General features: G+C 65.1%; 16 protein-coding genes. 8 read left to right on the forward strand and 8 right to left on the reverse strand.

The features are described from left to right. A partial coding sequence (locus RMP09_RS19095) for an NAD(P)/FAD-dependent oxidoreductase (protein WP_310567550.1) occupies positions 1 to 668 on the forward strand: 668 nt, incomplete at its 5' end. Between the two features lie 161 nt (positions 669 to 829). On the opposite strand, the gene RMP09_RS19100 is transcribed toward RMP09_RS19095, so the two are convergent. From RMP09_RS19100 to RMP09_RS19125, 6 genes are all read right to left on the reverse strand, one after another. Beyond that, entirely contained in the window at positions 830 to 1,933 is a 1,104-nt protein-coding gene (locus RMP09_RS19100) for an ABC transporter ATP-binding protein (protein WP_310567551.1), read from the reverse strand. Between the two features lie 10 nt (positions 1,934 to 1,943). Next, entirely contained in the window at positions 1,944 to 2,846 is a 903-nt protein-coding gene (locus RMP09_RS19105) for a carbohydrate ABC transporter permease (protein WP_310567552.1), read from the reverse strand. Next, the gene (locus RMP09_RS19110; protein ID WP_310567553.1) at positions 2,843 to 3,715 is read right to left on the reverse strand and encodes a sugar ABC transporter permease; all 873 of its coding nucleotides are present in this window, start codon (positions 3,713 to 3,715) and stop codon (positions 2,843 to 2,845) included. The genes RMP09_RS19105 and RMP09_RS19110 overlap by 4 nt, the downstream gene beginning before the upstream one ends. 22 nt (positions 3,716 to 3,737) lie before the next feature. After that, entirely contained in the window at positions 3,738 to 4,982 is a 1,245-nt protein-coding gene (locus RMP09_RS19115) for an ABC transporter substrate-binding protein (RefSeq protein WP_310567554.1), read from the reverse strand. A 34-nt stretch (positions 4,983 to 5,016) separates the two neighbouring features. Next, positions 5,017 to 6,705, reverse strand: coding sequence for a glycoside hydrolase family 3 protein (locus RMP09_RS19120; RefSeq protein ID WP_310567555.1), 1,689 nt, complete (start codon positions 6,703 to 6,705; stop codon positions 5,017 to 5,019). 180 nt (positions 6,706 to 6,885) lie between these two features. Beyond that, positions 6,886 to 8,265, reverse strand: coding sequence for a hypothetical protein (locus tag RMP09_RS19125; RefSeq protein ID WP_310567556.1), 1,380 nt, complete (start codon positions 8,263 to 8,265; stop codon positions 6,886 to 6,888). 516 nt (positions 8,266 to 8,781) lie between these two features. Between RMP09_RS19125 and RMP09_RS19130 the strand changes: the two genes are divergently transcribed. Together RMP09_RS19130 and RMP09_RS19135 are read left to right on the forward strand one after the other, a co-directional pair. Beyond that, positions 8,782 to 9,858 (forward strand): LacI family DNA-binding transcriptional regulator, encoded by a 1,077-nt coding sequence (locus tag RMP09_RS19130; protein ID WP_310567557.1) that lies wholly within the window; start codon positions 8,782 to 8,784, stop codon positions 9,856 to 9,858. Positions 9,859 to 10,205: 347 nt separating this feature from the next. Beyond that, positions 10,206 to 12,353 carry a PAS domain S-box protein gene (locus tag RMP09_RS19135; protein ID WP_310567558.1) on the forward strand — a complete coding sequence of 716 codons (2,148 nt, stop codon included), beginning with the start codon at positions 10,206 to 10,208 and terminating at the stop codon, positions 12,351 to 12,353. A gap of 46 nt (positions 12,354 to 12,399) precedes the next feature. Here RMP09_RS19135 and RMP09_RS19140 read toward each other — a convergent pair whose 3' ends face one another. Both RMP09_RS19140 and RMP09_RS19145 read right to left on the reverse strand, forming a co-directional pair. Then, entirely contained in the window at positions 12,400 to 13,806 is a 1,407-nt protein-coding gene (locus tag RMP09_RS19140) for a diguanylate cyclase domain-containing protein (protein ID WP_310567559.1), read from the reverse strand. Between the two features lie 765 nt (positions 13,807 to 14,571). Continuing rightward, complete coding sequence (locus RMP09_RS19145) at positions 14,572 to 15,165, reverse strand: C40 family peptidase (RefSeq protein WP_310567560.1); 594 nt, start codon at positions 15,163 to 15,165, stop codon at positions 14,572 to 14,574. 196 nt (positions 15,166 to 15,361) lie between these two features. Here RMP09_RS19145 and RMP09_RS19150 point away from each other — a divergent pair, with 196 nt between their 5' ends. The 5 genes from RMP09_RS19150 to RMP09_RS19170 all read left to right on the forward strand — a co-directional run. After that, a complete protein-coding gene (locus RMP09_RS19150; protein WP_310567561.1) occupies positions 15,362 to 15,967 on the forward strand; it encodes an isochorismatase family protein in 606 nt (201 codons plus the stop codon). Positions 15,968 to 16,169: 202 nt separating this feature from the next. After that, positions 16,170 to 18,071: a propionate--CoA ligase gene (locus RMP09_RS19155; RefSeq protein ID WP_310567562.1), complete on the forward strand. Its 1,902-nt coding sequence runs from the start codon at positions 16,170 to 16,172 to the stop codon at positions 18,069 to 18,071. Positions 18,072 to 18,222: 151 nt separating this feature from the next. After that, entirely contained in the window at positions 18,223 to 18,597 is a 375-nt protein-coding gene (locus tag RMP09_RS19160; protein WP_310567563.1) for a metalloregulator ArsR/SmtB family transcription factor, read from the forward strand. Between the two features lie 249 nt (positions 18,598 to 18,846). Next, positions 18,847 to 21,738, forward strand: a complete 2,892-nt coding sequence (locus tag RMP09_RS19165) for a 2-oxoglutarate dehydrogenase E1 component (RefSeq protein ID WP_310567565.1) — start codon at positions 18,847 to 18,849, stop codon at positions 21,736 to 21,738. Between the two features lie 92 nt (positions 21,739 to 21,830). Beyond that, on the forward strand, positions 21,831 to 22,697 hold an 867-nt coding region (locus tag RMP09_RS19170; RefSeq protein WP_310567566.1), incomplete at its 3' end, for a 2-oxo acid dehydrogenase subunit E2.

Below are 22,697 nucleotides of genomic sequence, written 5' to 3' on the forward strand. Positions count from 1 at the left end.
TCTACGACCTGGTGCTGCAGGCCGTGGGCCGCACGCCCAACGGCAAGAAGATCGCCGCCGACAAGGCCGGCGTGGCCGTGACCGACCGCGGCTTCATCAACGTCGACATCCAGATGCGCACCAACGTGCCGCACATCTTCGCCATCGGCGACATCGTGGGCCAGCCCATGCTGGCGCACAAGGCGGTGCACGAAGCGCATGTGGCGGCCGAGGTGATTGCCGGTGAACTGCAGGGCAACAAGGAACTGGCCGCGGCCGCCTTCAACGCCCGCGTGATCCCCAGCGTGGCCTACACCGACCCCGAGGTGGCCTGGGTGGGCCTGACCGAGGACCAGGCCAAGGCCCAGGGCATCAAGGTCAAGAAGGGCCTGTTCCCCTGGACGGCTTCGGGCCGCGCCATCGCCAACGGCCGCGACGAAGGCTTCACCAAGCTGCTGTTCGACGATTCGCCCGAGGCCCATGGCCACGGCAAGATTCTGGGCGGCGGCATGGTGGGCACCCACGCGGGCGACATGATCGGCGAGATCGCGCTGGCGATCGAGATGGGCGCCGACGCGGTGGACATCGGCAAGACCATCCACCCGCACCCCACGCTGGGCGAGAGCATCGGCATGGCGGCGGAGGTGGCGCACGGGTCGTGTACCGACCTGCCGCCTGCGAAGAAGTAAACGGCTTCAGCGTTCGCTCAGAAAAAAAAGCCCCGGACGGGAAACCGTCCGGGGCTTTTGTTTTCTTGAACCGGGGGAGCCCAGGCCAATGGGGTGTCAACCGTCCGTGACGGGTTGGACCGCTGGCCAAGGGCTCAGGGCATCGAGGGGCCTTCAGATCTTCAAAGCCGCTGACCCGTCTCGCGGTCGAACAGCGACAGCCCCATCGGATCGGCCCGCACGTTGACACGTGCGCCCAGCTCCGGGGCCGTGGCCGCCGGCACGCGCACGCACAGGCGCGCTTGGGCGGCGCCGGGCCCGGCATTCACCCACACCATCGCGTCGGCGCCGGTGAACTCGATCACCTCCACTTCGGCTTGCGACAGCAGCAGCGACAGGGCCTCGTTCTCGCCCAAGGCCAGATGCTCGGGGCGCAGTCCCACATGCACCGTGCGCGCGGCGCCCACCGGGCCGCCCAGGCGCGCTGGCGGTACGGTCAGCGCCGCCCCGCCGGGAACCTGCAACACCGCCGATCCCTGCTGGTCCGCCAGCTGGCCTTCAAACACGTTGATTTGCGGCGAGCCGACAAACTCCGCCACGTAGCGGCTGGCCGGTCGGTTGTAGATCTCGGCCGGTGTGGCGTACTGCTCGACCCGGCCCTCGCGCATCAGGGCCACGCGCGTGGCCATGGTCATGGCTTCGATCTGGTCGTGGGTGACGTAGATCATGGTGGCGCCCAGTTGCTGGTGCAGGCGCTTGATCTCCAGCCGCATCTCGGCGCGCAGCTTGGCGTCCAGGTTGGACAGCGGCTCGTCAAACAGATAGACCTTGGCCTTGCGCACAATCGCCCGGCCAATGGCCACGCGCTGGCGCTGCCCGCCCGAGAGCTGGGCCGGTTTGCGGTCCAGGTAGTCGGTGAGGTGCAGCATGGCGGCGGCCCAGCTCAGTCGCTCGGCAATGTCGGCGTCTGGCACCTTGGCCATGCGCAGGCCAAAGGCCATGTTGTTGCGCACCGTCATGGTGGGGTAGAGCGCATAGCTCTGGAACACCATGGCGATGTCGCGGTCCTTGGGCGGCAGGTCGGTGACATCGCGTTCGCCAAAGACCACGCTGCCGTCGGTCGGGTCGTCCAGGCCGGCGATGATGGACAGCAGGGTCGACTTGCCGCAGCCCGAGGAGCCCAGCAAGACGATGAACTCGCCGGCCTCGATGTCCAGCGAAAGCTTCTTGAGGATGTGGACAGGGCCAAAGCTCTTGTCGATGTGTTTCAGTGTGACGGCGTGCATCGCTTGTTCCTTAACCCTTGGTGGCACCGGCCGTGACGCCGCGCACAAAATATTTGCCTGACAGAAAGTACACACACAGGGGCGGAATCGCGGTGAGCATGGTCGCGGCCATGTTCACGTTGTAGCGAATCTCGCCCTCGCTGACGTTGACGATGTTGTTGAGCAGCACGGTCATGGGCCGCCACTCGCGCCCGGCGAAGATCAGCCCGAGCAGGAAGTCGTTCCAGATGCCGGTGACCTGCAACACCAGGGCCACCAGCAGCACGTTGGTGGACAGCGGCAGCATGATGCGCACGAAGATGTTCCAGAAGCCCCCGCCGTCCACAATGGCAGCGCGCAGCAGGTCGCCCGGGATGCCAGCGTAGAAGTTGCGGAAGAACAGCGCCATGAACGGCAGGCTGAACACCACGTGCACCGTGACGATGGCCAGCAGCGAGCCCTGCAGGCCGACGAAGGCGAAGATCTTCACCATCGGCAGCATGACCACCTGGATCGGGATGAAGACGCCGACGGTGATGAGCGCAAACAGCTTGTCGGCGCCCGGAAAGCGCCATTGCGCCAGCGCATAGCCGTTGACCGCGCCCACCAGGATCGACAGCACCACGCTGGGCACCAGGATCGCCACCGAACTCCAGAAGCCCGGCGCGATGCCCTGGCACTGCAGACCGGTGCAGGCGCCGCTCCAGGCCTCGACCCAGGCCGCCAGGCTGGGCGCGGCCGGCAGCGCCAGCATGGAGCCCTGGCGAATCTCCTCCATCGGCTTGAGCGAGGTCACCAGCATCACGTAGATCGGCAGGGCGAAGAACAGAGCACCCGCCAGCAGGAAGGCATACAGCCCCAGGCGGGCGACGCGCTGGCGCGGTGTGATGCGGCGGCGGCGACGCGCCGGTGCATTGGTTGCGAGGGAACTCATGCCTTGGCCTTTCGTTTGTAGAGCAGGTAGGGCGTCAGCAGCAGGGCCATCAGCACCAGCATCTCCACGGCAGCCGCGGCCGCCAGGCCCAGGTTGGCGCGCTCGCCGGCGTAGTCCACCACGAACTTGCCCGGCAGGTCGCTGGCGTAACCGGGGCCGCCGCCGGTGATGGCCACGACCAGGTCATAGGCCCGCAGCGCGCCCAGGGATTGCAGCACCACGCAGGTGCTGATCACCGGCGCCAGCATGGGCAGGATGACGTGCCAGTACATGCGCCAGGCCGGAATGCCGTCGATCTCGGCGGCACGCCAGATTTCGCCATCGATGTTGCGCAGCCCCGCCAGCAGGATGGCCATCACCAGGCCCGCGCCGTGCCACACCGCAGCGATGACCACGGTGTAGATGGCGCGGTCCTGATCGGCCAGCCAGTCGAAGGTGAAGCTGGTGAAGCCCAGGTCGCGCACCACCTGCTGCAGGCCGAAGTCGGGGTTGAGCAACCACTGCCAGGCCAGGCCCGTGACCACGTAGGACATCGCCAGCGGGTACATGTAGATGCTGCGCAGCGTGCCTTCGATGCGGATCTTCTGGTCCATGGCGATGGCCAGCAGGCCGCCCACCAGCAGCGTGATGACGATCAGGCAGCCACCAAAGATCAGCAGGTTGCCCATGGCCACGTGCCAGCGGTCTTCGGTCATCAGCCGCTCGTACTGCAGCAGGCCGGCCCACTCGTATTTGGGCAGCAGCTTGGAGCGGGTGAATGAGATGTAGACCATCCACCCGATGCAGCCATAAAAGCACACGGCCGCGGCCAGCACCGAAGGGCTCAGTGCCAGCCAGACCGCGCCGTAGCGCCGTAACAGTTTGCTCACGATAGGGGCCTGTGCAGGGTGATCAGAGCGCGCGCTTCATGGCGGCTGCGGCGGCCTCGGCGCCTTGCTGCGGCGTCATGCTCGGCGTGCTCCAGTACTTGGCGATCGCGTCGGTGACCGTGCCCGACACCTCGGTGCGGATCGCCATGGCGGCGCCGGGCACCTGGGCGCTGGGCTTGGCCATGACCTTCATCGCCAGGGCTGCGCATTCGTCAAAGCCTTCGGCCTTGATGTCGGTGCGGAACGGGATGGAACCCTTGGCCAGCGAGAACTTGAGCTGACTGTCACGGCTCATGACGATCTCGGCCAGCTTCTTCTGCTGCGCCAGCACCTCGGGCTTGACGCCATTGGGGATCGCGATCACATCGCCCATCATGACGTAGAAGTCCTGCGTGCCAGGGGTCAGCATGCAGCCGACATCGCCCTTGGCACCCAGCTTCTTGCCGGCACCGATGAACTCGCCCTTGGCCCAGTCGCCCATGAACTGGAAGGCCGCCTTGTGGTTCATGACCAGGGTGGAGTTGGCGTTCCAGGCGCGGTTGGCGGCGGCCGGGTCGGCATAGTCGCGGATCTTGGCCAGGATCTCGAACGCCCGGACACCGGCCGGCGTGGTGAACACCTTGGGGTCGCTGTCGGTGAACTGCGCATAGGTCTTTTGCCCGCCGACGCCGGCCAGGATGTTGCCCCACAGCCAGTTGAGCTGCCAGGCCTGGGTGGAGACGGCAAAGGGCAGGGCGCCCGTGGCCTTGATCTTCTCGGCGGCGACCAGCATCTCGTCCCAGTTCTTCGGCGGCGTCACCTTGGCGGCTTCGAGCACCTTGGGGCTGTACCACATCCAGTTCACGCCGTGCATCGCCACCGGCACGGCCACCACCTTGCCGGCCACCGTCACGCTGCGCAGCACGGCAGGCGGCAGCACCTCGGCCCACTTGCCCTTGATGGCGACATCGGTGATGTCGCCCAGCAGGTCTTCGGCGGCCACGTCGCGCAAGCGGCGGCCCAGCGGCATCTGAACGGCACCGGGCGGGTCGCCCGCGGCCAGGCGCGACATGGTCACCTGCGTGGCGGCACCCACGCCGCCGGCAATCGCGGTGTCCTGCCACTTGCCGCCGCCGGCCGCGTAGGCGTCGGCGAAGACCTTCACCGCCTTGGATTCACTGGGGGCGGTCCACCAGTGCAGCACCTCGATCTGTTGGGCCTGGGCGCCGAGGGTGGTGGCGGCCAGTGCGGCAGCGGCAATGTGTTGAAGGGTTTGCTTGGGGGTCATGTCAGTTCCTCGGGTGGGTGGGGTTGAAAACGGGTTAATGCAGGGCATCGGGCAGGCCGCAGCTCACATCCACCGGACTGGTTCCGGTGAATGGCTGCTCGCCGAGCAGCCGCTCCAGCACGGCCTGCTGCACCGGCAGGATGGCGCTGTAGGCGTTGATCACACAGGGCATGCGCGGCGCGTCATACAGGTAATAGGGGTGTCCGAGGGAAACCAGCAGGCTGGGCAGTCGGTGCCAGTGGCGCTGCATCGCCGTGCCCAGGCTGCCATGCAGGCGGTTCCAGTCCAGGTAAATGTGCGATTGGGTCAGCAGCGACTCTTGCGCCAGCAAATAGAGCACCAGGTCCGTGTCTTCGGGCGTGGGCGGTGTGGCCGGATCGTAGGCGCGAACGTCGAAGCCGCGCTCGCTCAACCATTGCGGCAGCTGCAGCGGCAAGGGCGCCTGGTAGGCAAAGCCACCGCGCTGCGGGTCCGTCACCAGCACAATGCGGCGGTGGCGCTTGATGTCCAGGGGCAGCAGACCCTGCACATCCTTGACCAGGGTGATGCTCGCGCCCGCCGCGGCACGCTCGACCGCCAGGTGTTCGGGGCTTCGGAGCACGGCTCGGGCCGCCTCCATCGGTGGCAGCAATTGATCTTTGGTCTTGCGATGCAGACCCAGTGCGGCTTTCAGGCCCAGCACGCGGGTGCACGCTTCTTCGATGCGGTTCGCGCTCAGGCGTCCGTCGGCCAGGGCGTTCAGGACGTGCTGAAAGTCGGTTTCAAAAGGGCTGGGGAACAGCAGCATGTCACAGCCATTGGCGATCACCTCGGGCACAGTCTCGGCGCGGTCGGCCCAGGCGTTGAGCCCTGCCATGCCGCTGGCGTCCGAGACGATCAGGCCATTGAAGCCCAGTTCGCCACGCAGCAGTTGTTCGTTGAGCAGGCGCGAGACGGAGGCCGGGCGGCAGGCTTCCAGGCCCTCCACGCCGTGCTGGCGGGCGTAGCCTGGCCAGGCAATGTGTGCCGACATCACGGTCATGACGCCAGCCTGTATCAGTTCGCGGTAGAGCCGGCCAAAGCTGGCTTCCCAGTCGGCGCGGTCCAGCGGGTTCAGGGTGGTGACCAGATGCTGGTCGCGGTCGTCAAAGCCTTCGCCGGGCCAATGTTTGGCGGTGGCGGCCAGGCCCGAGCGTTGGAAGGCGTGCACATGGCCCAGTGCATGGGCCAGGATCGTGTCCACATCCGATCCATAGGACCGCGTGGCCACGATGGCGCTGCGGAACGCCGCATTGATGTCCACCACGGGCGTGAAGGTCCAGTTGTAGCCCAGCGCGTGCGCCTCGGCGGCGAGCACCTCCGCGGCTTGCTCGGACAGCGCCGTCGATCCGGTGGCCGCCAGGCCCAGCTGGTTGGGCAAGCGGCTGCCAAACGGCATGGCAATGGAGCCGCCCTCGATGTCCCCGCTCAGCAGCAGGGGGATGGCGCTGCCCTCGACCAGTTCTTGCGCGACGGCCCAGGACCGCTCAAAGTCGGGCCCCACAAAACGGGTGACCCCTCCCACACCGAGTGCGACCACGCGCGCCACGTCCGCGGCGTCCTCTCCATGCAACGCCACGTTGAAGAGTTGGCGCAGCTTTTGATTGGTGTCCAGCGATGCCAGCGTGCCTTGCACCCAGGCGATGCCTTCCTCGTCCAGCGAGAACGGGGGGCGGCGCAGGCTGTCCAGAACCGTTTCTTTCATGGGCGGATGGGAAGTTGGGGCAACGTTGTCTCTCAACGTCAGATCATCGGACACAGTTGTTTTCATGATGTCGGTTTTTACCCTTGGATGACCGTGAAATGGGCCTGCACAGGCTTCACCCAGGACCATACTGCCCGGAGTGGCCGACAGGACCCATTTCACGCAAGGGCCGCGCCCTGTTTAGAACATGTAATCCACAAAGAACCGCACCGATTGGCGGTATTTTCCGTCGGTGGCACCTGCAACCACCGGCGCAAAGCTGTACATGCTGATTTGCCCGATCACGTTCTTGTACGGAACGTATTCGAAATACAAGCCGGCACCCTTTACGTTGTCGGCGTTCGATCCAGCCCCGCCGGGGTTGGAACCGCGCAGACCCAGCTTGGTGGGCTGCAGTGCACCGCCGATCCATTCGGCACCCGAATACGGACTGAATCCGGGGTTGAATTTACGGTAGTCGGCACTGACCGCCCAACTGCCGGGCTTGTTGATGTCCGCATTGTTGTACTGAATCAGCGCATCCCAGCCCGTTCTCTTGCCGTTGGAGTAACTGCTGTTTCCTGCGCTGGCCAATGCCACGTCGGCGCGTGCATTGTGGCCAACCTCGGCCACGAGTTTCCACATGTTGTTGCTGTCCAGCTTGGCAACGGTTCCAATGGTGCTGATGTGGGCACGACCGGCATTGGTGACGCCGGGATTGGCTGCGTGAGATTTGCCGTCCGCAAAATAGGTGGCCAGCAGATTGACGCGGGGGGTCACGTCGTAAGAGGCATTGGCAATCAGGACATTGCGGTTGGCGCCACCAAAGCTGCGCTGGAATCCACCGATGAAGAATTTGTTGTTGCCATTGTCCGGATCCTTGTAATAGGTGGAGATGCCGTCAAAGCCGGTGCTCGATGCGAGCCAGAGGCCGGTGCCCAGGCGGTTCGGGGGATCCGACTCGTTGGCGCCCTGGCGGCCAACCGTGGTGTACCAGTTGCCCGTTTTCACTCGAACCCCCACTTTTTGGAGTTGCAGTGCCTGGTTGGCGGTCGAGTTGGGCGCCGGTGAGTTGTAGTTGAAGGCGTCGTCCGGTTTGTAAGTGATATCCGCGCCGAGCGTGGAAAAGGCCCAGACATTGTCCTGCAACTGGGTGTTCATTTTGAGTTTGAAGCGGACTTGCGAGTCGGAGTTGGACGCGTAGCCGTTGGCGTTTTTGGCCAGAGGGCTGATGTCGTCGTAGGCGCTCATCATGTACCGGCCCCAGAAATTGAACTTGACTTTTCCGATGGCTTTTTCGTCAGTGCTGTTGCTGATGGCGCCGACCTTTTGTTCCAGCTTGTTCACGCGCGTATCAAGTTCAGCGGTGCCCTGGTCTGCCTTTTTCGTGGCTGACTCCGGTTGGGCGGCCTTGCTGGCCTTCAATTCCTGTTCCATTGCCGCCATGCGCTCGGTCAGCGCTTTGATGGTGGCGTTCAGGTCCTCGGCCTGGCCCGCGCTGGCCACTTGCGAGAACAGGGATGCAATGATCAGCGTGCTGACCTTGAGCGCCGGAAATGATGGGTTTTGTTTGTGTTCCATAAAGCCTCTGCTTGTATTGGATTGAGCCATTGAGAAAATGGGGAGCCCGATGTGCGTTTGCAACGCCGCTCCTGTTCGTGTCTTTCGCCCGCGCGTTCGTGCGCGTCAGAAATTTGTTTTCGAGCGGTTTGCGTACTGGTTCTTGTTGTCTCCAGGGTCAAAAATTGCGCGTCATCGAGGATGGCCTCTTCGGTCAATCGGCTTGAAAGGCATCCCCAATGGGCTGCTGGTATGCGGCGCCATCGGTGTCTGACGGCCCAAAAATCACCGCAGCCACCTCTTGTGGGCTTCCATCGACAAAGGGCACAACGTTGTCCCCTGACAATTCTATGCAGCCGTGAAGTGGACAAGTCCTATGGTTTTCCCTAGGTGAAGACACGTCGGTGCGGCCAGGCGAGTGGGTCTGATGCACACGGGGATAAGCTTGTCCCTGGACGGCCATACAGTGGCCACTACAATGCGGGGACGCTGGGTTCTCGATGCCTGCCCACGACTGTTGCAACCAGACAGAAGACCATGACGAAAGACCTGTCGCGCCCGACCAAGATCACCATCCATGAGGTGGCCGCCGCTGCCGGTGTGTCCATCAAAACGGTCTCGCGGGTGATTCGCGACGAACCCAAGGCTTCGGAGGCCACCCGGCAGGCGGTGCGGGACGCGATCAAGCGCCTGGGGTATGTCCCCAACGCCTTTGCCAGCGCCATGTCCAGCGGCGTCACGCCGGTGGTGGGCCTGCTGAGTTCGGGACTGAGCGAACCGTCCATCCTGCGTGTGGGTTACGAGTACCGCATGAGCCTGCAGTCGGGTGCCTTCGACATCCTTCAGGCCGCCGGCTTTGGCCTGGCACTGGTGCGTCTGTCGGAGTCCGACCAGGCGCACGACTTTTCGGGCCTGATCGGCCGTGTGCGCCGACGCGAGGTGGGCGGCTTCCTGATCACCTCGCCGCTGTGTGATCGGGCAGGGCTGGTGCAGGCCTTGCAGGCCGCGAAGGTCCCTTTCGCCACCATCAGCTCAGCCGCCGAGTTGCATGACGGTCCTTCGGTCGTGGCCAATGACCGGGAAGCCATGTGTGCGATGACACGCCTGATCTTGCAGTTTGGCCATCGCCGCATCGGCTTCATCCGCGGCAACGCGGGCTGGCGTGACGCTGAGCATCGTTATGCCGGCTACGCCGACGCGATCACAGGCGCCGGGCTGCCGCTGGACCCGGCGCTGGTGTTCCAGGGCAGCTTCGGTTTCGACGCTGGCCGGCAGGGCGCGCAGCAGTTGCTGGCGCTCACGCCACGGCCCACCGCCATCATCGCGTCCAGCGACGACATCGCCGCGGGTGTGCTGGCCGTGGCCCATGAGCGCGGCATGAGCCTTCCGACCGATCTGTCGGTCACGGGTTACGACGACATCGACATGGCGCGCAAGCTCTGGCCCGCTCTCACGACGATTCGCCAGCCCGTTGAGCAGATGGCCGGGGAAGCGGCGCGCCGCCTGATGGCCTTGATGCGTCCGGTGCGCCACAGCGAACCCGCCGGACCGGCGCAGGTGGAACTGCGCAGCGAACTGGTGCTGCGCGATTCACTGACTTCAGCGCCAGGCTGATCTCAAAGCTGGCAGGCTCCCCGTCGCTGGCAACCCCAGGGCCTGCTTCGGCGGACAGACCCAGACCCCACCGGAACCCGGGCTCCGGCCGGGACGCCGTGCACCTGGCCATCGACGGTCACTCGCGGGTCTCCCAAGCCCGGGTGCCCAGCGGCGGGAAGCCCATCTTCCACACGGTGCGCCGCCTGCGCGAGCGGCGTGCCGCTGTGTCTTCCCGATGACGGCGGGTGATTTGCCCACAAATACCGTTTTCGTCGAATGGTCTTGGCGGCTGCCGGTCGATTTCCGGCGATCCGGTTCCCGCTTTCGCCACAATGCGCACCTGGCCTCGGCCGACCTGTTGCCCCATGAAACCTTCCAACGCCCGTTCAAGGATCACGAGCGGCGCCTTGCGTGTGGCGCTGGTGTATGCCGTCTTTGCCGGTCTGTGGATCTTGCTGTCCGACCGGGTGATGGGCTTTCTGTTTCTCGATCCGCGGGCGCTGGTGCAGGCCAGCATGCTCAAAGGCTGGTTCTTCGTCGCGGTCACCACGCTGCTGCTGTATGTGCTGGTCCGGCGGCTGGTGGCGAAATTGAGTGCGGCCCACCGGCGCGAGCGTGTTGAGGTCGAGGAAAAGGAACGCGCCCAGCAACTGCTGACGGCGATTGTCAAGAGTTCCAACGACGCGATCTTTGCCAAGGATGAGCAGGGCCGCTACCTGCTCGTCAACGACGCGGCGGCCCGCTACATGGGGCACTCGGCCGAGGTCTTCCTGGGCCAGGACGATGGGGCGGTTTTTCCCGCCGAACAGGCGACCTTGATCCGGGGCATCGACCAGCGCGTGCTGGTGTCAGGCCAGACGGAGACCAACGAGGAGCGGCTGGACACCGCGCTGGGCGAGCGGGTGTTTCTCGCCACCAAGGGGCCGCTGCGCGATGCGCAGGGGGGCATTCAGGGGACCTTTGGCATCTCGCGCGACATCACCGAACGCACGGCGGCCAAACAGCTGCTGGTGGAGTCCGAGGCCCGCTACCGCTCGCTGTTCGAGAACATGAACACCGGCTTTGTGCTGTTCGAGGTGGTGCTGGACGGGCAGGGCGCACCGCAGGACCTGGTGATCCTCGCGGCCAACCAGGGGTTTGCCGATGTCACCGGGCTGGATCTGGTGACTGTGTGCGGCCAGCGCCTGACCCATGTGGTGCCGGGGATCGAAGCCGATGCGGCGGACTGGATCGGCACCTACGGGCGCGTGGCGCTGACGGGCGAGCCGCGCCAGTTCGAACAGGGCTCCGAGCGGCTGGGGTGCTATTTTTCGGTGTCTGCTTTCCGGGCGGGGGAACGCCAATGTGCGGTGACCTTCCTCGACATCACCGGCCGGCGGAAAACCGAGCAGGCCCTGCACGACAGCGAGGAGCGGCTGCGCCTGGCCCTGGCCGCGGCCAGTCAGGGTTTGTACGACCTGAATCTCCAGACCGGCGAGGCCACGGTGAGTCCGGAGTACGCCGCGATGCTCGGCTACGACCCCGCCGAGTTCCGGGAGTCGCTCGACAGCTGGCGCGAACGGCTGCACCCGGACGACCGTGCGCCCGTGCTGACCACGCTGGACGACTACCTGGCCGGTCGCTTGCCCAGCTACCACGTCGAGTTCCGCCTGCGCACGCGGGAAGGACGGTGGAAGTGGATCCTGTCGCTGGGGCAGATTGAGCAGCGCTGCGCCGATGGAAAACCCCTGCGCATGCTGGGCACGCACACGGATATCGACCCGCTCAAGTCGGCCGAGGCCACGCTGCGCGACATCAACGCCACGCTGGAAGCCCGCGTGGCCGCGCGCACGGCCGAGCTCAGCGTGGCAAACCGCGAGCTGGAGACCTTTGCCTACGCGGTCTCGCACGATCTGCGCGCGCCACTGCGGGCGTTGAGTGGTTACTCCCAGGCGCTGCAGGAGGACTTCGGGGACACCTTGCCGGCACCGGCCAAGGCGTACCTGAACCGCATCCACCAGGCCGCGACCAAAATGGGGGAGCTGATCGAAGGCATCCTGGCCCTGTCGCAAAGCACGCAGGGCGAATTGCGCCACGACCGCGTGGACATTTCGGCACTGGCCCGGCAGCGCCTGGGCCAGCTGGCCGAGGAAACCGGACGGGTGCTGCAGGTCGAGATCGAGGAGGGTCTGGTGGTGAACGGCGACGAGCGCATGCTGTCATCGGCCCTGACCAACCTGCTCGACAACGCCTGGAAATACACCGGGGCCACGGCGTCGCCGAGCATCCGGGTGCACGCCTGCGAGGCCCATGGCCTGCGGGGTTTCAGCGTGTCGGACAACGGCGCCGGTTTTGACATGCAGCACGCCGACCGTCTGTTCCAGCCCTTCCAGCGCCTGCACCGCGAAGACCAGTTTCCGGGGATCGGGGTCGGGTTGGCCACGGTGCAGCGCATCGTGCAGCGGCACGGCGGCGAGATCACCGCACACGCGGTGCCGGGCCAGGGCGCCCGGTTCTGCATCGTGCTGCCGTAGGCCGGTCCGCCGCGGCGGGCGGTGGCGGCCGTTCGTTCACACCTTCTCAGGCGCCCACGATCTTGCTGCGCCGGGCCATGGACGCCTCAGCCAGCGCCGTTTCGGCCCGCTGGATGAAGTACTGGTAGTCGGGATGGCGGTCGTATTCGGCAATGCCGATGCAGACGCTGGGGCTCACCGGGGTCCAGCGGCCTTGCACGTTGCCGGTGTTCACGGCGTTGCGCAGTTTTTCGGCCACGCTGGCGGCCAGGTCTCCGGCTTTGCTGCGGCTGCATTCCACCGCCACCAGCAGCAGACGGTGTTCGTCGTAGCGGAACAGGTGGTCGGTGGTGCGCGTGCATTCGGCCACGGCCTCCACCGCCGCTTGCAGCAGGCGGCTGCGTGTGCCGCTGCTCAGCTGGTCCTTGAGGGTTGGGAAATGCACCTCGATGAGCAGCAGGCAGAACGGCCGGCCGCTGCTCTGGTGGGTGCGCATCTCGCGCCCCAGGATGGCGGGCAGGTAACGCCGGTCCGGCAGCTGGGTTTCCTGGTCCAGCCCATCGTCCTTGCCCAGGTTGCTGTCGAACAGGTCGTTGAGCTTGTAGCGGATCAGGTCCAGCAGCTGTTTGATGGTGCCGATGCTGGCGTCGATGCGTTCGCGGTCGGTGCGCGCATCGCGCAGTCGCGGCAGCAACTGGTCGTCCATGGTGTCGATCGCGTCCACGATGTCCCGGAAGTCCGCCGTGTCTTCGAACATCACGGCGCCCTTGTGGTGCATCCAGATGCCGAATTCGGAGTCGCGCAGGCGTGGACCCAGGCCGGACTGCGGCTGGGTCCAGACGGAGATCAGCAGCGCTTCGGCCCATTCGGACAGCGCCGCGCGCTGGCGTGCCCGCTCGTACGAGGCGCTGCGCTTCTGGCCCATCAGGCGGTAGGCCTCGTCGTTGCGCACCACCTCGTGCGTGTCTCGGAAGTAGGCCTGGTTCATCAGGCCGTCGGCCAGGTGCAGCAGGTCCGACACGTAGATCTGCGCGATCAGGCGGTCCGCCGCATCGAGCGCCGTGAAGTCGATGCGGCGGCGGATGCCGCGTTTGAGCAGCCGGATGCCCGACGGGATCAGGTCGATCGGCAGGCGGATGCGCGCATGCACGGCGCCCACCTCGATCTGGCGCCGGATCGCGGGCGGGATCTGTTCGACCTCCAGGGTGCTGAACAGGTCGATCATCCATTGGCTCAGGGAGGCACGCAGCCGGCGCTGCACGCGCTCCTGGTCCAGAAAGTTGGCCGCGCGCGGGTGGGTTTGCATGCGGCTGTAGAAGTCTTCCGTGAGGGGCTCGGCGCCTTCGCGGACCACGTGTGCCACGGCTTCGCGGATCGGTAGGGCGGTGACGGAAAACAATTCGCGCCACGCGCGGATGGCTTCGTTTTCCATGTCGGCCAATGCCGCCTCAGGCAGGGTAGGGTGTGTTGTCATCGGTTGTTGGTTTTGGGTGGCCTCGCCTGGTTTGCATAGGCTAGTGAGTGCATAACGAAAAATCCACGGTTTTGGAGCCGTTTCTGCGGCGGTGCGAGGACCCGTTCCCGTGAGGATGGTTTCGCAGCGTCGGGCGGCGTGAGCGGGTTGGCTTGCTGCTGGATTTTTCAAATGCGATTGATGTGCAATATGTATCTTCGTGCTGTGCGGTGCTTGCACAAATGTTTCGATGAACCTCTGCTAATCCAAGGTATTTCCGGTTTAAGTCCGGCAAATTCGCCGTCGCTGTTTGGCTCGAATGGACGTCCAGAGTGGTTGATTTAAATGAGAAATAATCGCAAATGAGTGGCCATTTTTCAGACCTGAAGAACTGTTGTGTTGCTGCGACGTGATCAGGGCAGGCGCGCCGCCTCTGCGGGGCTTCGAGCCTTCATGGCGATGTGAGGCTGAGTCAGGTCTGCGTTGCACGGCGGCTTGAAGATCGCCGCATGCATGGATAACATGGGCCGGAGCGCGATCGTGGAACTTCAACAACGGCGCACAGCGGGTGGGCAAGCCTCATGCGCTTTTACACGGTGGTCGGCGACAACATGGGCGTCGAAGCCGCCAGCGGTCCCGAAAGAGGCCTGCGCACCTTGAGCGGCAGGAACAGCGTCAAGCGCCCTTGTCGCGACACGGCCGACACCCGAAGGGTCCGCGCCGACCCGCTGTGCGCCTGCGGCGGGGCCGCCCTGACGAAGGCGATGCCCGGCGGCGAGGCGGCGTTCAGTTGCCGGCGGCCGGCAGGACAGGAATGGCGGCGGGGTTTCCGTCGGCCAGCGGCGCGACGCGACGGGCGCCATTGAACCGCGTTTGCCAGTACGCGTGGCGCATGTCTTCCACGCGCACCGACGCACCGGAACGTGGGGCGTGGATGAACTTGCCCTCGCCGACGTAGATGCCCACGTGGCTGAAGGCGCGCTTCATGGTGTTGAAGAAGACCAGATCGCCCGGCTTGAGCTCGTTGCGGTCGATCGCCTGCGTGGCGGCGGCCTGGTCGCTGGCGCGGCGCGGGAGCACCTTGCCAATGGACTGTTCGTAAACGGCGCGAACGAAGCCGCTGCAGTCAAATCCACCCGATTCAACGCTGTTTCCGCCGTATTTGTAGGGAACGCCGAGGAAGCCCATGGCGTTGACGACCAGCTGCGACGCCTTTTCACCCATGTTGTCGCGGGCCTGTTGCAGGTGGCCGGTCAGGCGCGACATCAGGCCTTTTTCCAATAGCAGGGTGTCCATGTCCTCAGGCCCGGTGTCGTTGGGGGCCGCGTGGGCGACCAGGGCAGCGCAACTCAGCAACAGGGCTGACATCCAGATTCTCATCCTCCGACCTTAACGGACGGCATCGTCGCAAGTCAAGTGAGCTATGCCACGCAGTGCTTTGATTTTGTTGAAAAAACCGTAAATTTCCCGACAAGCGGCAGGTTCGGAGCCTGTGCGGCAATCGGTTCCTAAAGGACTGGCGACCCCTGGTTTGTCACAATCCCCGTCTTTCTTTGTTGACCTGAAAGACATTGCCATGCTGCTGGACGCAAGCGATTCCCAACTGGTGCTGGTGGATTACCAGAGCCGCCTGATGCCCGCCATTCACGAAGGCACCCAGGTGCTGGCCAACGCCGTTCGGCTGGCGCGCATGGCGCGGCTGCTGCAGGTGCCCGTGTGGGGAACCGAGCAGAACCCCGACAAGCTGGGGCCGAACGATGCTGCGGTGCGTGAGCACTGCCAGAAGACCCTGGCCAAGATGGACTTCAGCGCCGTGGGCGCCGGCCTGCTGGACTGCCTGCGGCCGCCCGCGCGCCCGACGGGGGGCAACGCGCGCAGCCTGCCGCGCCACCTGCAAAAGCCCGCCGCGCCGGCCGCGCCGGAGCGGAACACGGTGGTCATCGCCGGCTGCGAAGCGCATGTGTGCCTGCTGCAGACCACGCTGGAACTGATCGAGCAGGAGGTGGCGGTCTGGGTGGTCACCGATGCTTGCGGCTCGCGCACCGAACGCAACCGGGACGCCGCGTTCGATCGCCTGGCAGGGGCCGGTGCCGAGCTGATCACCACCGAAATGGTGGCTTTCGAGTGGTTGCGCAGCGCCGAACACCCCGCGTTCCGTGAAGTGCAGGCGTTGATCAAATAAATCCAACAGGCGCTGGCCACGCGACGCGGCCAGCGCCGCCGGCGGGGACGCGTTGCGCGTGCCATGGGTGGCCGAGTGTCAGGCTGTCGCAAGTCTGGTTCTCATAATTATGAATTCAGTTTGATGTGAGCGGCGCATCCGGTCTTCGTGTGGCCCGGGGCGGTCCGTTCCCCATAGGTACCACCACCCGCAGGAGATTTGCATGAGCAACGCACAGGGCTACGCCGACTTCCACCGCCGCTCCATCGAAGACCGCGACGCCTTCTGGTCCGAGCAGGCGGCGCTGGTGGACTGGCACAAGCCTTTTGACCGCGTCTGCAACTACGACAACCCGCCGTTTGCCCGCTGGTTCGAAGGCGGTTTGACCAACCTGTGCCACAACGCGGTGGACCGCCACCTGAAAGACCGCGCCGACCAGAATGCGCTGATCTTCGTGTCGACCGAGACCGACACCGAGACGACCTACAGCTTCCGCGAGCTGCACGCCGAGGTGCAGCGCATGGCCGCCATCCTGCAGGCGCAGGGCGTCAAGAAGGGCGACCGCGTTCTGATCTACATGCCCATGATCCCCGAGGCGGCCTTTGCCATGCTGGCCTGCGTGCGCATCGGCGCCATACACTCGGTGGTGTTCGGCGGCTTTGCCAGCCACGCGTTGGCCAGCCGCATCGAAGACGCCTCGCCGGTGGCCATCGTCAGTGCCGACGCCGGTTCGCGCGGGGGCAAGGTGGTCGAATACAAGCCGCTGCTGGACGAGGCCATCAAGCTTTCGTCGCACAAGCCCGCCAAGGTGGTGATGGTCAACCGCGGTCTGGCGGATTTTTCCGCTGTCGAAGGGCGCGATGTGGACTACGCCCTGGCCCGCGCCCAGGTGATGGACACCGTCGTGCCCTGTGAGTGGGTGGACGCCACCCACCCCAGCTACACGCTCTACACCAGCGGCACCACCGGCAAGCCCAAGGGTGTGCAGCGCGACACCGGGGGCTACACCGTGGCGCTGGCCGCGTCCATGAAACACATCTACATGGGCAACCCGGGCGAGACCTACTTCTCCACCAGCGACATCGGCTGGGTGGTGGGTCACAGCTACATCATCTACGGCCCGCTGATCGGCGGCATGGCGACCATCATGTACGAGGGCCTGCCCATTCGCCCGGATGCCGGCGTCTGGTGGAGCCTGGTCGAGAAGTACAAGGTCACGGTCATGTTCAGCGCGCCCACGGCGGTGCGCGTGCTCAAGAAATACGACCCGTCGTTCATCAAGAAGTACGACCTGTCGTCGCTCAAGGCGCTGTTCCTGGCGGGTGAGCCGCTGGACGAGCCGACCGCGCAGTGGATCTCGGCGGAACTGGGCAAGCCCATCGTCGACAACTACTGGCAGACCGAAACCGGCTGGCCCATCCTGGCGATCTGCAACGGCGTGGAACCGGCGCCCAGCAAGTTCGGCTCGCCGGGCAAGGCGGTGTACGGCTACAACGTCAAGCTGCTGGACGACCAGACCGGTGCCGAACTGCAAGGCGGCAACCAGAAGGGTGTGGTGGCGGTCGAAGGCCCGCTGCCCCCGGGCTGCATGCAGACCATCTGGGGCGACGACGCACGCTTCGTCAAGACCTACTGGTCCAGCGTGCCGGGCAAGGTGGTCTACAGCACCTTCGACTGGGGCATCCGCGACGAAGACGGCTACTACTTCATCCTGGGCCGCACCGACGACGTGATCAACGTGGCCGGCCACCGACTGGGCACGCGCGAGATCGAAGAAAGCATCTCCAGCCACCCGCGCATTGCCGAGGTGGCGGTGGTCGGTGTGGCCGACCAGCTCAAGGGCCAGGTTGCCATGGCGTTTGCGGTGGTGAAAGACGCTAGCCTGATCGCCGACGAGGCGTCGCGCCTGAAGCTGGAGGGCGAGGTGATGAAGCTGGTGGATGAACAGCTGGGGGCCGTGGCGCGTCCCGCCCGGGTCCGCTTCGTCAACGTCCTGCCCAAGACGCGCAGCGGCAAACTGCTGCGCCGCGCCATCCAGGCCGTGTGCGAGGGCCGCGACCCCGGCGACCTGACCACCATGGACGATCCGGCGGCGCTGCAGCAGATCAAGGATCTGCAGGCCTGAGCGGCCGACGCCACAAATGGCCCCATGCGTCTTGCCGGCGCATGGGGCCATTTGTTTGGGTGGGCGCTGTCGGTCACGCGTGAAAAACCCGTGGGCATGGTCAGGCTTTCTGCGTATCATCCATGCTTATATTGACAAAAACCTAGCCGCCATGAACCAAATGATCGATTCCGAAACCAGCGTCGAAAAAGTTCGGGTGTTTGAAATGGCGGCCGAACTGTTTGGCGTGCTGGCCACCCCGATGCGCCTGCGCATCCTCAGCGCCTTGTGCGACAAGGAAAAGTCCGTGTCGCAGCTGTTGCAGGAAATCGACACCACGCAGCCCAACCTGTCGCAGCACCTGAACCTGCTGTACCGCGCGGGGGTGCTGGCCAAACGCAAGGAAGGCACCCAGGTCATCTACCGCGTCCAGAGCGAAAAAGCGGTGACGTTGTGCCGCACCGTGTGCACCCAGATCGCCATCGAAATGGACGAGCCCAGTGCGGTGCCGGCGTCCGAGCGCCTGTCGCCGCGCATCGTGACCTGAGCGCCATCCGTTGGACAGGCTGACACCAGCCTGTCGTATCGCCCCGATGCAACAGAGCCTCGCGTTCTGTGCCGCAGTCGGGGCGTTTTGCATTTATTGCTCGCCCAGTGTGACCGCTGATGGCACAATCGCGCCCGCATCAGGTCCTTCCACAGTCACTGTCGCATCCGCCAATCGGTCCAGCCGTGTCGCGGGAGGTTTCTTTAACCAGCTAATGTTTCCCTCAGGGAAGCGGAGGTCAGCGGATCCATGAGCAATTCCCCATCGAACGGGGGCAACGTCTACGTCGCCTACCAGTCCAATTCGTACCTCTTCGGCGGCAACGCGCCGTATGTGGAAGAGATGTACGAGAACTACCTCGACAACCCGGGCAGCGTGCCCGACAACTGGCGCAGCTACTTTGACGCCCTGCAGCACGTGCCTGCCGTCGACGGCTCCGATGCCCGCGACGTTCCCCACCTGCCGGTCATCAATGCGTTTGCCGAGCGCGCCAAGCAAGGCGGGACCAAGGTGGTCATGGCCGCAGGCGCCGATTCGGACCTGGGCCGCAAGCGTGTCGCCGTCCAGCAACTGATCGCCGCCTACCGCAACGTGGGTGCCCGCTGGGCCGATCTGGACCCCCTCAAGCGCACCGAGCGCGACAACATTCCCGAACTCGACCCCTCGTTCTACGGCTTCTCCGACGCCGACTACGAGACCGTGTTCAACACCAGCAACACCTTCTTCGGCAAGGAGGTCATGAGCCTGCGTGACCTGCTGAACGTTCTGCGCGAGACCTACTGCAGCAGCATCGGCGCCGAATACATGTTCATCAGCGACCAGACGCAAAAGCGCTGGTGGCAAGAGAAGCTGGAGTCGATCCGCGCCAAGCCGTCTTTCAACGCCGAGAAGAAGAAGGCGATCCTGGACCGCCTGACCGCAGCCGAAGGCCTGGAGCGTTTCCTGCACACCAAGTACGTGGGCCAGAAGCGCTTCTCGCTCGAAGGTGGTGAGAGCTTCATCGCCGCCATGGACGAAGTGATCCAGCAGGCCGGCGCCCAGGGCGTGCAGGAAATCGTGATCGGCATGGCCCACCGCGGCCGCCTGAACGTGCTGGTCAACACCCTGGGCAAAATGCCCAAGGACCTGTTCGCCGAGTTCGACCACACCGCGCCCGAAGAACTGCCCGCCGGTGACGTGAAGTACCACCAGGGTTTCAGCTCCGACGTGACCACCCCTGGCGGCCCGGTCCACCTGTCGCTGGCCTTCAACCCCTCGCACTTGGAAATCGTGAACCCGGTGGTCGAAGGTTCGGTGCGTGCCCGCATGGACCGCCGTGGCGACGCGCTGGGCAAGCAGGTGCTGCCGGTGCTGGTGCACGGTGACGCCGCCTTCGCTGGCCAGGGCGTGAACCAGGAAACCCTGGCGCTGGCCGCCACGCGTGGCTACACCACGGGCGGAACGGTGCACCTGATCATCAACAACCAGATCGGTTTCACCACCTCCGACCCGCGCGACCTGCGCTCCACCCTGTACTGCACCGACATCGTCAAGGGCGTCGAGTCGCCGGTGCTGCACGTCAACGGTGACGATCCTGAAGCGGTGGTGCTGTGCATGCAGCTCGCACTGGAATACCGCATGACCTTCCGCAAGGACGTGGTCGTGGACATCATCTGCTTCCGCAAGCTGGGCCACAACGAGCAGGACACCCCGAGCCTGACCCAGCCGCTGATGTACAAGAAGATCAGCGCGCACCCCGGCACGCGCAAGCTGTACGCCGACAAGCTGGCCGCGCAAGGCCTGGGCGACACGCTGGGCGACGACATGGTCAAGGCCTACCGCGCCGCGCTGGACGCCGGCCGCCACACGGTGGACCCGGTGCTGACCAACTTCAAGAGCAAGTACGCGGTGGACTGGTCGCCCTTCCTGGGCAAGAAGTGGACCGACGCGGGCGACACCGCCATTCCGATGGCCGAGTGGAAGCGCCTGTCCGACCGCCTGACGACCATCCCCGACAGCGTCACACCGCACCAGCTGGTCAAGAAGGTGTACGCCGACCGCGCGGCCATGGGGCGTGGCGACATCCCGGTGGACTGGGGCATGGGCGAACACATGGCGTTTGCTTCGCTGGTGGCCAGTGGCTTCCCGGTGCGCCTGTCGGGTGAGGATTGCGGCCGTGGCACGTTCACACACCGCCATGCCGTCATTCACGACCAGGACCGCGAGAAGTGGAACGAGGGCACCTACACCCCGCTGCAGAACGTGGCCGACAACCAGGCGCCGTTCGTCGTCATCGACTCCATCCTGTCCGAAGAGGCGGTGCTGGGCTTTGAGTACGGCTACGCCTCGAACGACCCGAACACCCTGGTGATTTGGGAAGCGCAGTTCGGCGACTTTGCCAACGGCGCCCAGGTCGTGATCGACCAGTTCATCGCCTCCGGCGAAGTGAAGTGGGGTCGCGTCAACGGCATCACGCTGATGCTGCCGCACGGCTACGAAGGCCAGGGCCCCGAGCACAGCTCGGCGCGTCTGGAGCGCTTCATGCAGATGGCGGCCGACACGAACATGCAGCTCGTGCAGCCGACCACGGCCAGCCAGATCTTCCACATCCTGCGCCGCCAGGTCATCCGCAACCTGCGCAAGCCGCTGGTGATCTTCACGCCCAAATCGCTGCTGCGCAACAAGGACGCGACCTCGCCGCTGTCCGAGTTCACCAAGGGCGGTTTCCAGACCGTGATCCCGGAAAACAACGAGTCCGTGATCAAGAAGGCCGATAAGGTCAAGCGCGTGATCTGCTGCTCGGGCAAGGTGTACTACGACCTGGTCAAGAAGCGCGAAGAGCGTGGCGATGACGACGTGGCCATCCTGCGCGTGGAACAGCTCTATCCGTTCCCGCACAAGGTGTTCGGCGCCGAGATCAAGAAGTACCCGCACGCCACCGACATCGTCTGGTGCCAGGACGAGCCTCAGAACCAGGGCGCCTGGTTCTTCGTGCAGCACTACATCCACGAGAACATGCTCGACGGGCAGAAGCTGGGTTACGCCGGCCGCGCCGCATCGGCATCGCCCGCCGTGGGGTACGCGCACCTGCACCAGGAGCAGCAGAAGACGCTGATCGAAGCGGCTTTCGGCAAGCTCAAGGGCTTCATCCTCACGAAGTAATCACGTCCGGCGCTGGACGCCGGGTGCTGAGCGTGCCGCTCGCGCCCGGTCTCGTGCCCCGCCGAGCGCTCACATCTCTTTAGGAAAAGAACATGGCAATCGTAGAAGTCAAAGTCCCGCAGCTCTCCGAATCCGTGGCCGAAGCCACCCTGCTGCAATGGAAGAAAAAAGTCGGTGACGCGGTCACCGTCGATGAGATCCTGATCGACATCGAGACCGACAAGGTGGTGCTGGAATGCCCGGCGCCGTCGTCGGGTGTGCTGGTCGAGATCCTGCAAGGCGACGGCGCCACCGTGGCCGCCGACCAGCTGATCGCCAAGATCGACACCGCCGCCGTGGCGGGTGCCGCGGCTCCGGCCGCTGCACCGGCTGCCGCCGCCGCCCCGGCCCCTGTGGCCGCTGCGCCGGCCGCGGCCGCTGCCGCGTCCACCAGCAAGGCCGGTGTGGCCATGCCCGCCGCCGCCAAGCTGATGGCCGACAACGGCATGGCCGCGGGTTCCGTGGCCGGTACGGGCAAGGACGGCCGCGTGACCAAGGGCGACGTGCTCGCCGCCGCCGCCGCACCCAAGGCTGTGGCTGCACCGGTGGCCATTCCCACCGGCGCACCGACCAAGGTGCTGCCGCAGGTGGCCATGGTCGCACCCGACCTGGGCGACCGCCCTGAAGAGCGCGTGCCCATGACCCGCCTGCGTGCCCGCGTGGCCGAGCGTCTGCTGCAGTCGCAGTCGACCAACGCCATCCTGACCACCTTCAACGAAATCAACATGGCCCCGGTCATGGAGATGCGCAAGCGCATGCAAGAGCGCTTCGAGAAGGAACACGGCGTCAAGCTGGGCTTCATGAGCTTCTTCGTCAAGGCGGCCGTGCACGCCCTCAAGAAGTTCCCGATCCTGAACGCCTCGGTTGACGGCAACGACATCGTCTACCACGGCTACTTCGACATCGGTATCGCCGTCGGT

Source organism: Hydrogenophaga sp. (assembly GCF_031426985.1).
Taxonomy (GTDB): domain Bacteria; phylum Pseudomonadota; class Gammaproteobacteria; order Burkholderiales; family Burkholderiaceae_C; genus Hydrogenophaga.

What these genes read in the sequence shown, in the direction of transcription:
- RMP09_RS19100 (WP_310567551.1), bottom strand. Translation starts at nt 1,933, where the DNA reads ATGCACGCCGTCACACTGAAACACATCGACAAGAGCTTTGGCCCTGTC.
- RMP09_RS19105 (WP_310567552.1), bottom strand. Translation starts at nt 2,846, where the DNA reads ATGAGTTCCCTCGCAACCAATGCACCGGCGCGTCGCCGCCGCCGCATC.
- RMP09_RS19115 (WP_310567554.1), bottom strand. Translation starts at nt 4,982, where the DNA reads ATGACCCCCAAGCAAACCCTTCAACACATTGCCGCTGCCGCACTGGCC.
- RMP09_RS19120 (WP_310567555.1), bottom strand. Translation starts at nt 6,705, where the DNA reads ATGAAAGAAACGGTTCTGGACAGCCTGCGCCGCCCCCCGTTCTCGCTG.
- RMP09_RS19125 (WP_310567556.1), bottom strand. Translation starts at nt 8,265, where the DNA reads ATGGAACACAAACAAAACCCATCATTTCCGGCGCTCAAGGTCAGCACG.
- RMP09_RS19130 (WP_310567557.1), top strand. Translation starts at nt 8,782, where the DNA reads ATGACGAAAGACCTGTCGCGCCCGACCAAGATCACCATCCATGAGGTG.
- RMP09_RS19135 (WP_310567558.1), top strand. Translation starts at nt 10,206, where the DNA reads ATGAAACCTTCCAACGCCCGTTCAAGGATCACGAGCGGCGCCTTGCGT.
- RMP09_RS19140 (WP_310567559.1), bottom strand. Translation starts at nt 13,806, where the DNA reads ATGACAACACACCCTACCCTGCCTGAGGCGGCATTGGCCGACATGGAA.
- RMP09_RS19145 (WP_310567560.1), bottom strand. Translation starts at nt 15,165, where the DNA reads ATGAGAATCTGGATGTCAGCCCTGTTGCTGAGTTGCGCTGCCCTGGTC.
- RMP09_RS19150 (WP_310567561.1), top strand. Translation starts at nt 15,362, where the DNA reads ATGCTGCTGGACGCAAGCGATTCCCAACTGGTGCTGGTGGATTACCAG.
- RMP09_RS19155 (WP_310567562.1), top strand. Translation starts at nt 16,170, where the DNA reads ATGAGCAACGCACAGGGCTACGCCGACTTCCACCGCCGCTCCATCGAA.
- RMP09_RS19160 (WP_310567563.1), top strand. Translation starts at nt 18,223, where the DNA reads ATGAACCAAATGATCGATTCCGAAACCAGCGTCGAAAAAGTTCGGGTG.
- RMP09_RS19165 (WP_310567565.1), top strand. Translation starts at nt 18,847, where the DNA reads ATGAGCAATTCCCCATCGAACGGGGGCAACGTCTACGTCGCCTACCAG.